The sequence below is a fragment of the Acinetobacter larvae genome (assembly GCF_001704115.1).
Classification (GTDB): Bacteria; Pseudomonadota; Gammaproteobacteria; order Pseudomonadales; family Moraxellaceae; genus Acinetobacter; species Acinetobacter larvae.
In genome coordinates this window covers 2,307,445-2,320,774 of sequence record NZ_CP016895.1, presented here as the reverse complement: position 1 = coordinate 2,320,774, position 13,330 = coordinate 2,307,445, and the positions used below count along the sequence as shown (strand labels likewise).

Annotated in this window: 9 protein-coding genes and 1 pseudogene; 7 read left to right on the top strand and 3 right to left on the bottom strand. The window is 44.3% G+C overall.

Translation table 11 applies throughout. The annotated features are described in order from the left end of the window. Positions 1-52: 52 nt before the first annotated feature. On the top strand, positions 53-616 hold the full coding sequence (locus BFG52_RS10425; RefSeq protein WP_067555728.1) for an FxsA family protein: 564 nt from the start codon (positions 53-55) through the stop codon (positions 614-616). 282 nt (positions 617-898) lie between these two features. Continuing rightward, positions 899-1,528, top strand: a complete 630-nt coding sequence (locus tag BFG52_RS10420; protein WP_067555725.1) for a LysE family transporter — start codon at positions 899-901, stop codon at positions 1,526-1,528. Between the two features lie 219 nt (positions 1,529-1,747). On the opposite strand, the pseudogene BFG52_RS17300 reads toward BFG52_RS10420, so the two are convergent. Next, a pseudogene (locus BFG52_RS17300) lies at positions 1,748-1,864 on the bottom strand (hypothetical protein); the annotation flags it as partial. A gap of 301 nt (positions 1,865-2,165) precedes the next feature. Between BFG52_RS17300 and BFG52_RS10410 the strand changes: the two are divergent. Beyond that, positions 2,166-4,052: a M48 family metalloprotease gene (locus BFG52_RS10410; RefSeq protein ID WP_067555718.1), complete on the top strand. Its 1,887-nt coding sequence runs from the start codon at positions 2,166-2,168 to the stop codon at positions 4,050-4,052. Positions 4,053-4,278: 226 nt separating this feature from the next. Beyond that, a complete protein-coding gene (locus tag BFG52_RS10405) occupies positions 4,279-5,058 on the top strand; it encodes a hypothetical protein (protein WP_067555715.1) in 780 nt (259 codons plus the stop codon). Positions 5,059-5,131: 73 nt separating this feature from the next. On the opposite strand, the gene BFG52_RS10400 is transcribed toward BFG52_RS10405, so the two are convergent. Continuing rightward, on the bottom strand, positions 5,132-5,851 hold the full coding sequence (locus BFG52_RS10400; RefSeq protein ID WP_067555712.1) for a FadR/GntR family transcriptional regulator: 720 nt from the start codon (positions 5,849-5,851) through the stop codon (positions 5,132-5,134). A gap of 538 nt (positions 5,852-6,389) precedes the next feature. On the opposite strand from BFG52_RS10400, the gene BFG52_RS10395 reads away from it, so the two are divergent. After that, entirely contained in the window at positions 6,390-8,102 is a 1,713-nt protein-coding gene (locus BFG52_RS10395; protein ID WP_067555709.1) for an OFA family MFS transporter, read from the top strand. 262 nt (positions 8,103-8,364) lie between these two features. After that, the gene (locus BFG52_RS10390) at positions 8,365-10,740 is read left to right on the top strand and encodes an FdhF/YdeP family oxidoreductase (protein ID WP_067559456.1); all 2,376 of its coding nucleotides are present in this window, start codon (positions 8,365-8,367) and stop codon (positions 10,738-10,740) included. A 4-nt stretch (positions 10,741-10,744) separates the two neighbouring features. Here the strand turns inward: BFG52_RS10390 and BFG52_RS10385 are convergent, their stop codons facing one another. Beyond that, complete coding sequence (locus BFG52_RS10385) at positions 10,745-11,566, bottom strand: AraC family transcriptional regulator (RefSeq protein ID WP_081408687.1); 822 nt, start codon at positions 11,564-11,566, stop codon at positions 10,745-10,747. Between the two features lie 252 nt (positions 11,567-11,818). Between BFG52_RS10385 and BFG52_RS10380 the strand changes: the two genes are divergently transcribed. Further along, on the top strand, positions 11,819-13,330 hold the full coding sequence (locus BFG52_RS10380; protein WP_169817568.1) for a TolC family protein: 1,512 nt from the start codon (positions 11,819-11,821) through the stop codon (positions 13,328-13,330).

Genomic DNA, 13,330 nt, shown 5'->3' with positions numbered 1-13,330 from the left:
GTATTTAGAGCTACATCAATTTGCTCATTATATGGTTTGAGGAGTTTCGTTTTTGTCAAAATTATTCCCGATTATTTTGATAGCTATTATTGCTGAAATTGCAGTATGGATCGGTGTAGCGCAATTCATAAGTGGTTGGTATGTCTTTTTCTGGTTCATTATTGCTTTCTTCATCGGTCTGAACATGTTGCGTTCAAGCTTGGCGACGATTATGCCGCAGATGCAACAAATGCAGATGGGTGGGCAAATGGGCGCGATGGGATCACCCAAAATTGCTTTGGCGATGTCAGGCTTTTTATTGATGCTGCCAGGTTTAATCAGTGATGTGTTCGCTTTATTGATTTTAATTCCACCAATACAAAAAATCTGCCGTACTTTTGCGATGGGAATTTTGGCAAAACGACAACAAGCCATGATGGAAAAAATGATGGGGGGCATGATGGGCGGTGCTGGTGGTATGGGCGGCAACGATGCATTTGCCGACTTGATGCGCCAAATGCAACAGATGCAGAATCAGACTGGTCAGCAAGACTCAAGTATTATTGATGGTGAAGCACATGAGGTTGCACCTGAACGTAAACAGATTGGCATGAAAGATGTGACACCGAAAAAATAATCCTGTTTATCTAATTGTTTCTCATATGGATTGAAAATTGAGCCGAATGAAATATTCGGCTTTTTTTTGGAGCATCGCTGCTGTGGAGGCAATCCGATTATAGTGTAATGTGTTTTTTACTGTGTTCTTCGATTTAAAAGCTGTTGTTGATTTTTATTTTTTAAAATTTTTATTTAAAAAATACACCTAAATATGTTAGTTTTTTTAATTGTTCGCTTAGAAACGACGCTTATTTTTAATTTTTAGACTATTTTTTTATTTAGCGCAACAAAGGTATATTCCATGTCAATGTTATTGACGATTTGTGCATTACATTTTATTGCGCAATTAACGCCCGGTCCAGACGTTTTATTGATTGCTAAAAGCGCAGCCGCCAATCGAAATATCGATACCTTTAAAATTATTTTAGGCATTACTGTAGGGGTGGTTGTTTGGGTTGTTCTGACATTATTAGGCTTTCAAGTCCTCATTGAGCAATGGCCTTGGATTCAGCAAATTATTATGGTTTTGGGTGGGATATTCTTAGCGCGCATGGGCGTGGCGATGTTTAAGAGCGGTCTAGCTAGTTTTAATCAAAGTACAGATTTAAATGATGAGCGCCCAGTTCAGCGTCAAAATTATTTTCTATTGGGATTGATGACCAATTTATCCAATCCCAAAATTGTGATTTATTTTAGCAGTGTCTTTTCTCTGGCACTGAGTTCAAACGCCAGCAATAGTTTAAAAGCTGAATTGGCATTTTTAATTCCCTTACAAACGATTTTGACCTTTAGCTTGTTAATGTTTATTTTATCTCGCCCGAAAATCAAACAAATATATCAATATTGCAGCGCATATATTGATTTAATCTCAGGTGGCTTATTTATGCTATTTGCGATTTGGCTTTGGCTGGATGTGTGGCGTACCTTCTAAAGCGCTTGATGCTGTGGGCTGTAGCGCTGGGGTTTGCATTGGATTGGGGGATAGATGATTATTGGATCTGTTTTCGGATTGACTGCTTTGGGACTGATCGTTTTCGGGTTGACCATTTTCGGGTTGACCGTTTTGGCGTAGAGAGTTTTCAGACCGGCAGTGTGGGAGCAGATCAGTTGTTGCAGGGGCAATTGCTGAAAGGTCAGTTGCGAATGCATTGCTTTGCGGTTGATAATGCTGCGCTGCCAATTGTGTTTGATGGTTTTCTGAGTGTTGATAACGACGACTACGATTGGCGCGTTCTCTAAAACCACCTTTGCGAATTAAACCTGACATTGCCGAGTCTCATGATAAAAATTGCTCTCAAAGCATTGTAATCAATCCAGCATAGATGATAAAGCTAGCTTGCAGTAAAACTGCCGCAATGAACGTGCGCTCGATTAAAGCGAGCTCAGCTAAATCCAACGAAGATCAATCAAGTGCTTTATGGGCTGGATCATAGTCGATCATAATTGAAATGTATCTTGTTCATAGAACAGGTTAGAATACGGCGAAATGAATTATTCGGGCTACCGCTACAAAAGCCTGTGAGTACGTTAAGATGTCGAAGATAAAGCATACACAAGGACGATAGATCTTGAGAGATATGGGGCAATACCTAATCAAAAATAAAAACATGTTGTGGTCAGTGAGTATTTATATGCTGGCGGTGCTGCTGTGTTTATTTATTTTGAATAGTGTTGCAGGGCTCTTGGTTTATTATTTTGATCATCTACAGTCGGTGTGGTGGCATGCATTGAGTTTGTATTTGTTGGTTGCTATTCTCACGGTGATTATAGGGTCAATTTTTTACGAGTTTTATGTATTTCGGGCAGGTGGGCATACACTGGCAAAACAGTTACGTGCCCGTCGTTTGATTTTAATTGAAAGTACGCCTGAAGAAAGTGTTGCGCTGAAATTGGTCGATACCTTGGCCAAACATTTTGCTATCGATGCCCCCGCAGTTTATGTCTTACCCGATGAAAGCGGTGTAAATGCTTTAACAGCTGGTTTTCAACCCAAGGATACCGTGGTGATCTTGACTTGGGGGGCATTACAAAACCTCGATGAGCTGGAACTATATGGTTTATTAGCCCACGAGTTTCATCAGATTTTATCGGGTGAAGTGACGGAAAATACCAACCTTAAAATTTTATATAGTGGTTTGACGACTTTTAGTCAGTGGGGCAGTAAAATTGCCAAACAAGGCTTTAGCCCATATGGTCGTGAACGCAATAAATTTGAAACGCTATTTGTTGCGGTGGGGGGGCTTATATGGTTGTTCGGTTGTTTGGGGGTATTGGTTGCACGACTCATTAAATATTGTACGCTGAGGCGCCGGACTTATTATAACGATACAGCAACAGCCAAAATGGTTGAGCATCAGGCCAATATACAAACTTTACTGCGGATTTATGCCCATCATGCCGGCTCACAAATTCACAGTGAATATTCTGAAGCCATTGCCCATATGTGTTTTGCCAACTCGCTATCACCGCAAAGCTGGTTAAATATTCATCCGAGTATTGAAGCACGATTATACGCTATGAATCCGAGTCTATTACAAGACGTGCAGTTGGAGGATTTAAAAAAAATCCGTTCACAACCGTGGTATAAACTGATTCAAAGTTTTGAAGATGCTAGTCCAGAGAGTTATACGCCTTGGATTCCTCCTCAACCCCTGCCTTTATTGCGCTTATCACCGATTAGTTTTTCTTTGAATGATGCGATTAAGCCTTTAAATCCGGTGGTACGCCGTCAGATTGAACGTCCCGAATTATTACAACGTGCTCTGCAAACCTCGACGGGATCGCGTGAAGTGATGGTGGCTATTTTAATGATTCGCCAATATCGCGAGTTTATTCCCTCTGAGGCCGCCATTAGCCGTGCTATCGTCGATGCCTTGCTGCATTTAGATGGACGTGTTCATATTCAGATTTTTTTTGATGCTTGTGATAATCTTGGCGCCATTCCCAATAGTATTGCACGGCAGTTTTTGACCAAGCTGGCAAAGATTATTCAAGAAGATGGTGAAATTGGTTTGTTAGATGCTTTGTTATTGGAGAAAGTAAAAGCCAAACTCAATTTATTGCCGGCACATACGCCAACATCATTAGAAAATGCCAAAGCACAAATTGTGCGATTAATTGATGCCTTATTGCATGTGCAGCAAATCAATAGCAGTCAGCAGCTCAGCGTGCGTTATAAAATTTTAGAGCGGGTATTGAGTCCTGAAGAATTGGAGCTCTATGAAGAGATTTCAGATGAGCCAATCGACTTGAGTGAGATACTCAATGATGTTGCGGGGTTATTGCTGCGGGATCGTTTAAATATTTTGGGAATTGCGGAAATTTGTCTGTGGCATGAACGTATTATTAGTCAAGATGAACTGGATGTGCTGGCATTGCTGTATTGGCGTTTGGGTTTTGAACATGAAGAAATTGTCGATCAAATGTTGAAGAAAAATAGTGTGATGATTTTTTAATCTGGCACGAAACTGAGAAGCCTCGCTTTGTATCACCTTTCTGTTTTGCATCATCTTTCTGTTTGGTCGCGTACCTCTGCTTTGTGGTCGATCAATGCACAGTGATTCAGCCCATGGTGATGGAAGTTTTCAACTTTTCGGGCTGCTCATGCTAAACTTGCCATCTTAACGATACAACGCTGTTGTGCTGGGGTTGTATTGGATCGTTTTTGAAGGTGTAAAAAGCATGTTGCAACATCAGCGCGATATTTTGGCGCATATGGGAATAGATATTTGGTTGTCACGGCAACATGCACAAACACGTCCGCACCAACAACAGTTTTTTCGTGATCAAATCATCGCGCCAACAGAAGCACAGGTTCATCCTGTTCAGTATCCAGCCGATGCCGCCACAACGCAAACCATACCACAGCATGACACACCGCTGCTTACCCAGCAGCAGTCAGTGCCTCAGCAGGCTGTGACCACAACAACACACTGCGCAGCACAACAGAAAGTAGCTGTGACCGACGCCGATACCACGCTGATTGCACTCGATCAAACAGCGCAGCTAGGGGCTAAGTTATCGGCTGCAACCTCGCTCCCTTCATCGCTCGATAGCGAGGCACATCCACAGCTTGCGCCATTTGAACTACAGCTGGTGCAGTTTAAGCATGCGGTATTGGTGATTGATAGCACGAATTTGAGTCATGCTGAACAACGTTTGTGGCGCAATATTCAAGCATTATATTCTGGGCAGTTTCATGTTTTAAAATGGCCATTGCCGCTAGAAAATTTACAAGAGGGTCGTGGTGCGCATTATTATGTGGCAGGTTTTTTGACGGCACAATCAAACCAGCGCCGCTTAATTGTGTTGGGGCATTTAGCGCATGCGCAAGATTTGTCTTATCAGACGGCACCCAGTCTAAAAGAAATGTTGACACAACCACAGCGTAAAGCAGCACTGTGGCAGTTATTATCTGCGGCGATTGCGGCAGAGACCAAGATACCTGAGACGGCTGTCTAGCCGCAAACTGTTGTCTAGTCGCAAATAGATACAATACCAAGGGTAATGCTCCCTAAAAATAATTGAACTTGCTTTACTGCGTCGCTAAACGGTAATGCAACATCTGGTCAGTTTGTTTAGTCATGATGGTCTTGATATGTTGAATGGCTTGTTGCTCATTTGCTTGGCGCATGGCGGCGAGTAGTTGTTGATAACATTCGACAATACTTTGATGAAAATTATTATCTTGATATAACACTGCCGTAAGAGGTGCCCATTCAGCCTGTAAGCTGAGCTCTTGATTGGCGAGGCGAGGGGATTGTGCCAGACTGGCCATAAATAATAAGCAGCGCAAATCCAGCTGAGTGCGTTGGTCTGGCGTTTGGCACTGAGCAAATTGTTCAATTAAATGCTGTAGTTTTTGTAAATCTTGCGAGGTACTGCGTGAGACTGCCAAATAAGCACTATGTGCCATAATGGCGCTGTGCATTTCGCCTAAATCTGTTAAATATTCATTGCTGGCTTGCCGTAGAGGATGCTGGCTCATGATGAGGGTGTTGGGCAGCTCGCAGACAAAACTACCGCCATTTCGACCGCGACGGGTATCAATTAAACCTTTGACACGTAAAGTATTTAAGGCTTCGCGTACGGTTACAGGGGAAACACCCATCAATTGTGCGAGGTCTGATTCATTGGGCAATTGCTCATGTTTTTTGAGTAAGCCCGAAATGATGGCATTTTCCAAGCGCTCTACGACCTGTTCCGATCGTGTTGCTTGACCAATGGGGGCAAAAATAATGGTATATGCTGACATGTTAGCGTTCTCTAAAGCAGAGCCTTAGTAAATTAGAACTAGACAAGCGCTAGCTGGTATTGTGTGATCAAAACAGTATAACAAATATGTTTTGTGTTTTATGAATATTAATGCAGAAAATATAAATATATCATTATGATCATAGCACCGTATATTTATGAAGCACCCAAGTTGCTCAATCGCGCGAAGAGCTTGGTGTTCATGCTGATGCTATGCTTTGGGGGGCTGAGTTTGATTTTGGACTGAATTACAATAAAGATATATAACAGAAAAAAGAAATATTCTTAGTATAACAAACATGATAAAGCAACCGAATTACAGCGATTTTAAAAAAGAAAGAATTTTTTAGGAGTACTGTTTTTTGAAACAGCGCTATTTTTTAAGAGCACTGTTTTAAGGATGCAGTTTTAAGGATGCGGTTTTAAGAAAGCTACGGCGATCGAATAGATGAAGATGGATCAAGAATAAAGAATAAAGAGAATAACACCACCCACACAGAATAAACATTATAGGGATGGTTTACATAGGAGGTTCACAGATGTCAGATGTATATGCTCAAAAGCCTGCTTTTCTGTCTAAGCAAAGGATTATTGCACCAGCACATTATAATCGTTGGTTGGTTCCGCCAGCTGCTTTAGCGATACATTTATGTATTGGCATGGCATATGGTTTTTCAGTTTTTTGGTTGCCTTTGTCAAAGGCACTTGGTGTTGATCATGCAATTGCATGTCCAGTTGATAGTGGTTTTTGGCTGCAATTATTTAGCCGTCAATGTGATTGGAAAATTTCTACTTTGGGCTGGATGTATACTTTATTTTTTATTTTATTGGGCTGTTCTGCTGCATTATGGGGAGGCTGGTTAGAGCGGGTGGGTCCAAGACGGGTTGGATTATTAAGTGCATTCTGTTGGTGTGGCGGAATGCTTATTTCTGCACTCGGGGTGTATTTACATCAATTTTGGATCATGTTAATTGGTTCAGGCGTCATTGGCGGAATTGGTTTAGGATTGGGATATATTTCCCCGGTGAGTACCTTAATTAAATGGTTTCCAGATCGTCGTGGTCTGGCGACTGGTTTAGCCATTATGGGCTTTGGGGGTGGCGCCATGATCGGCTCGCCCTTAGCAGTTGATCTGATGAAATATTTTGCGACGCCAACAAACAATGGCGTGGCTGCAACATTTGTTTGTATGGCATGTATTTACGCTGTTTTTATGACGTGTGGTGCATTGATGTACCGTATCCCAGCGTTGGGTTGGAAGCCCGCACATTGGCAAGAACCGCAACCGAGTGAAAGTAGTCGCTTGATGACACGGCAACATGTTCATGTCAAAAAGGTTTGGGGCATACCACAGTTTTGGTTGGTATGGTTTGTACTGTGTATGAATATCTCTGCGGGCATTGGTATTTTAGGGATAGCCTCACCGATGCTACAAGAAGTCTTTGCTGGATCATTAATTGGTATACAGTTAAGTTTTAATGCACTCAATACGGAGCAACTGGCTCGTATTGCTGCCATTGCCGCGGGGTTTACTGCACTGTTGAGTTTATTTAATATCGGCGGTCGATTATTTTGGGCTAGTTTCTCAGACCAGCTCGGGCGTAAAGTGACCTATAGTGTATTTTTGATTTTAGGCGCGATTTTATATATTTCGATTCCGATGGCAGCTCAGGCTGGGCACAAACTAATTTTTGTTGCCAGCATCTGCATTATTATTAGTATGTATGGCGGTGGCTTTGCAACTTTGCCGGCGTATTTAGCTGATTTATTTGGTACGCAAATGGTGGGTGCCATTCATGGTCGTCTGCTCACCGCATGGGCAACAGCGGGTATATTGGGTCCAGTTTTGGTCAATCATATGCGTGATTATCAGTTGAGTTTAGGCATGGCAACCAGCCAAGTTTATAATCAAACCATGTATATTTTAGCGGGTTTATTATGCTTGGGATTGCTTGCGAACTTATCGATTCGCCCTGTAGCCAGTAAGCATTTTATGACAGAGAGTGAGTTGGCATTAGAACAGGCATCGATGCAACGTCAACAACAGGATTCACAGCAAGCCTTGCATAATGCGCCTGCATTTTCAGCGCCAATGCGTGTAGTCGACCAGACCGTTACCGTAGAGCAAGCTGCGGTTATGCTCAGTGGGCATGTACAATATGTTTACTTAGCCTTAGCATGGTTGGCCGTATTAATACCCATCAGTTGGGGGATTTACCGGACCTTATTGAGCGTACAAGCATTTTTTTAGTCTAGCTCACTGCGGCAGTCTCGAAGACTACCGCTCCAAAACAGTACAGCTCCAAAACAGTATAGATAAAATAGTACGGATCAAAATCGTAAAACAGTATAGATAAAGCAGGTTCTGTGCATGCGTGCGCAACCACCATAACACAACATGGCATCACAGCGAGGAACGCAGTATGAATCATGTCGATGATCAAAATAAAAACAACAGCAACAACAGCCAGCGTAAAACCCATACAAATAAGCAAGAGCCGTATGGCAAGCCCATGCGACATCATGCCATAGACGTCGATAATCCAAATGCACGCATTGAGCCTTATACTCAGGCGGCAGGAGGTTGGGGGGCTTTGCTCAGTGTTGCGCGTAATTTAAAGCGCCAAAATATTTTAAAAAAAGGTGCAATCAGCTTATTAAATGTCAATCAGCCAACGGGTTTTGATTGTCCAGGTTGTGCGTGGCCTGAAAAAAAAGATAGCCATGCCTTTAATTTTTGTGAAAATGGCGCCAAGGCCGTTGCCTTTGAAGCCACCAGCAAATACCTGAGCAATGAATTTTTTGCCCAACATACACTGCGTGAATTGGCTGAAAAAAGTGATTTTTATTTAGAGGATCTTGGACGTCTTAGCCATCCTCTGTCTTATGATGCCGCACAAGATCGCTATGTCGCCATCAGTTGGGATGATGCATTTCAGTTGATTGCAAAACATCTCAATGCTTTAGATGATCCCAACCGTGCTGCATTTTATACCTCGGGTCGCGCCAGCAATGAAGCCTCTTTTTTATTTCAACTCTTTGTACGTTGTTTTGGCACCAATAACTTTCCAGATTGTTCCAATATGTGCCATGAAGCCACCAGCGTAGCCTTGTTGGCAGCCATTGGTTTAGGTAAGGGCACCGTGACCTTGGACGATTTTGACCATGCCGATGCAGTGTTTATTTTTGGTCATAATCCCGGTACCAATCATCCACGTATGCTGGCAACCTTACGCGAGGTCTCGCGTCGTGGTGGCACTATTGTTGCAGTCAACCCATTGAAAGAACGTGGATTAGAGCGTTTTCAAGATCCACAAGCGATGATGGAAATGGTGACCAACCAAAGTACCCCAATCAGTCGATATTATTTCCAACCTAAAGTTGGTGGTGACTATGCCGTGTTATTAGGCATGTTGAAGCATCTGCAACAATGGGATCAAGCCGCATTGGCTGCGGGGCAGAGCAGTGTATTTGATCGAGAGTTTATTGCGCAGCACTGTGAAGGATTTGCCAGCATGTTGGCGCTGGTTGATGCCACACCTTGGGCAGAAATACACGAACATAGTGGGCTGAGCCCAACGCATTTGCAAGCTTTGGCTAAACTGTATCTCGATGCCAAACGCGTCATTTTCTGTTGGGGAATGGGCATTACTCAACATCGACACGGTACGCTCAATGTGCATTTATTGGCAAACTTAATGCTGGCTCGTGGGCAGATTGGAAAAGCTGGGGCCGGACTATGCCCTGTGCGTGGACACAGTAATGTTCAAGGTAACCGCACCATGGGGTTAAATGAGTTACCCAGCACACAATTTTTAGATAGTCTAGATCGGGTATTTCAGATCAAATCACCAAGAGCGCATGGTTTGGCTGTGGTTGAAAGCATACAAGCCATGCATGATGGGCGCGTCAAGGTGTTTTTTTCACTGGGTGGCAACTTTGCTGCTGCTAGTCCTGATACCGACTTTACCGCACAAGCATTGCGTCATTGTGATTTGGTGGTGAATGTCGCGACCAAGCTCAATCGTAGTCATTTGATATGCGGTCAAGCGGCATTGTTATTGCCCTGTTTGGGACGTACTGAAATCGATATGCAATTACATGGACCACAAGCCATTAGTGTCGAGGATTCCATGAGCAATGTACATTTATCGGCAGGGCAGAATCAGCCGATCTCTGAGCATTTGTTGTCAGAAATCGATATTGTGGCACGTATGGCAGAAGCGACTTTGGGCAAAGATCATATAGACTGGCGTTGGTATGTCGAAAGCTATGATCGTATCCGGGATGCAATTGCAGAAGTATTCAGTGAGTTCCATGATTTTAACCGCCGAGTTTATCCACCGGGTGGTTTTCATTTAGAACATCCAGCCAATCAGATGCAATGGCGGACGGCATCGAAAAAAGCCCAATTTATTATTGCGCCGATGGCTAGCGTCTATGCCGATGCTGAAAATCAATATCTTGCGACCCAGCAACAACAGCATTATCTGTTGATGACCATTCGTTCACATGATCAATATAACACCACGATTTATGGTTTAGATGATCGTTATCGTGGCGTATATGGTCAGCGACGGGTGATTTTTATGAATCCAGAAGATATTCAAGCTTCAGCCTTTGCAGAGGGGCAATGGGTCGATATTGAAAGTATTTATCGGGATCAGGTCAAGCGGGTGGTGCAGCATTTTAAAATAGTTGCCTATAATATTCCGCGTGGCAGTGTGGCCGCTTATTATCCAGAAACCAATCCTTTGGTTGCTTTGAGCAGCCATGATCCCTATGCCAAAATTCCTGCATCGAAAAGTATTCCTGTTATTTTACATGCAGGGCAAGCAGCAGAATATACAGGCTCCGCTGGTATAGCGGATGCGGTGTTGATGAAGTAAATTTTCATTGGCTTTGCAGTTGCAATTTTTGCATAAAGCTGCTGGGTGAGTGTCCAAAATGTTTATGAAAGGCAACGGTAAAGGCGCTATGACTTTCATAGCCACTGCTGAGCGCAACTTCAGTAATCGATTTGCCTTGAATGAGCTGGTTTAAGGCACTCATCAAACGCAGTTGTTGCCGCCAACGACTAAAGCTAAGTCCAGTATTTTTCAGAAAATGTCGTTGAAAGGTTTTACTACTCATTGCCAGCTGTTCTGCCCATTGTTCAATCCGCAAGTCCAAACTGGGATCACGGCTCAACTGTTCACAAAGCTGCACAAATTTACTGTCATTGGGCCAAGGCAAATGATAAGGCAAAGCCTGTTGTTCACTCAGTTCAGCCAGAAATAAATCTGCCAAGAGCTGGCGATGTCGACTGACTGGTGCATCTGCTGCGATTGCGACCAAGCGAGCAATCAGGGCTTTTAGTAAATTGGATACCCCGATAACACTGTCGGACAAGGATAAAGCACGCGCTTCGGCAGGCGCCACCAAAATACCATGTACCTGTACAGCGCTTTGCATAATGAGACGATGCGGTACTTCGGGTCGCAGCCAGACCGCCGTAGTCGGTGGCACCATCCATTTCCCTGTTTGGGCTTCGACCAGCATGACACCGCGTGTGGCATAGAGCAGATGGCAACGTTGGTGCTGATGCCACGGGACCACATAGCCGCGAGGGTATTCAGCGGCGATGCCATTGACTGCAAATTGTGCTTGATCCTGTGCCATATCGGCAAATTCTGGAATGCTTTCAGATCTGATGATTTCCAACATAGCAGGCATCGCCGCGCTCCTTAGAGATGATTTCGATTACTCGAAGCTTGATCGATTTTTTTTGTCCTTTTTGATAAAGAAATTGTCCTTTATTTTATAGAAGGACAGTTTCAGCAAGCATTATAGTGCAGTCATTCCGACGATGAAAGCACTGATCCATGCTGGATGATGGCTAGATCGTCTTTATAGTGCATGGTTTGCTGGCATGGTGATTGATCGTCTTGCAGTGGACCGATGCATACTGATGAAGTAGAGCCTGCAATGAGATTTCAATTTAATAATCCTACCTCGCGACAGCGTTTGCTCGTGCTTGGCGTACTGAGTAGCGGTTTGAGCGGATGTTTCAATCCGTTATTGCCAGTACCGCAAAGTACGATAGCACCGATTGTGCGTGCGCCGCAGTCGGCTATGCCCGATCAATTCGCGCCCAATTGGTGGCAAGTCTATGATGATGCCCAGCTCAATGCGGTTGTGACAGAAGCTTTGGCAGCCAATCGTCAACTACAGCAAGCCGCAGCAACAGTGCTGGAATATCGTGCCGCTGTGCAAGCGATAGCGCCTTCGGCATGGCATAGCAATACTGCGCTATGGGGGAGTCGCGGTAATAGTGCGGCTGGTGGGCAACCCGAAGGCGTGATGGCAGATAAAGCCTCTGCGCATCGCCAATCGAATTATGCTGCTAGCTTTGACTTGCAATGGGAATTGGACATATTTAAGCGCTTATCTGCCTTAAAACAAGTATCCAGCGCAGCGTTAAGCGCAGTACAAGCCGATCAAGCTGCATTACAACTACTGATCGCTGCGGAAACCACGCGCGCTTGGCTCATGGGATGTAATACCGTGCAGCAGCAGCGACTATTACAACAACAGTTGCAATTATTGGCGCAGCAAGCCCAACTGAGCGAAAAAATGTATCACGCTGGGCGAAGTACAGCGGCAGATCTATTACAACGACAAAGCCATTATGCACGCGTGTTGGCAACTCAAGCGACCTTGCAACAACAGCTACAACAGCATCAAAGTGCACTAAATATTTTAATGGCTAGACCTCCCACTCTAGCGCTGTCGATTGCACAACAATGCCAGCAATTGCCGCCGTTACAGCACAATGTACAGCACTTAGAGGCAACGGTGATGTTACAACGGCGTCCAGATATTTATGCCGCTGAGCAACGTCTACGGGCAGCAACGGCACAGCGCAACGTGGCTCAAGCGGATTTGTATCCACGAATTCAACTGGGTGCTGGTGTGTATCAGCCTTTGGCAAATAGCCCACAGAACAATGCGTCTCGTGCCACAGTTTGGCGGATTGGTCCGCTGCTCTCATGGCAATTCCCAAACTTTAGTGCGGCACGGGCGGCAATTGCTCAAGCCGATGCCAGAGCGGTTAAAGCATTGGCGCAGTTTGATCAGCAGATAATTGTCGCGCTGAATGAATGGCAACAAGCCTTACATGATGATCAGGTTATGGGGGCTGCGCAGCAGCAACAGCGGCAGGCTTGGCAATATAGCCTACAACGCCAGCATATGGCTGAGCAAAGTGTCAAGTTGGGGCGATTAGAGTACATGACGCAGCTTGATTTACAGCTGGAACAGCTTGAACAGGCGGCGTTACTCGCCCAGCAAAATCAAAATTATATCGCCACACAAATACAACTTTTCAAAGTGTTCGCAGGGCGATGGCAACATGCTCCAGCTCCAGCACCCGCAACGACAACGGCATTACAGCGCACAGCTGCTGACCTTGCTACGATCCCTTCTGCAACAGAGTAA

Coding starts and splice junctions, on each gene's coding strand:
- BFG52_RS10420 (WP_067555725.1), top strand. CDS start 899: ATGTCAATGTTATTGACGATTTGTGCATTACATTTTATTGCGCAATTA.
- BFG52_RS10405 (WP_067555715.1), top strand. CDS start 4,279: ATGTTGCAACATCAGCGCGATATTTTGGCGCATATGGGAATAGATATT.
- BFG52_RS10400 (WP_067555712.1), bottom strand. CDS start 5,851: ATGTCAGCATATACCATTATTTTTGCCCCCATTGGTCAAGCAACACGA.
- BFG52_RS10395 (WP_067555709.1), top strand. CDS start 6,390: ATGTCAGATGTATATGCTCAAAAGCCTGCTTTTCTGTCTAAGCAAAGG.
- BFG52_RS10390 (WP_067559456.1), top strand. CDS start 8,365: ATGCGACATCATGCCATAGACGTCGATAATCCAAATGCACGCATTGAG.
- BFG52_RS10385 (WP_081408687.1), bottom strand. CDS start 11,566: ATGCCTGCTATGTTGGAAATCATCAGATCTGAAAGCATTCCAGAATTT.
- BFG52_RS10380 (WP_169817568.1), top strand. CDS start 11,819: ATGAGATTTCAATTTAATAATCCTACCTCGCGACAGCGTTTGCTCGTG.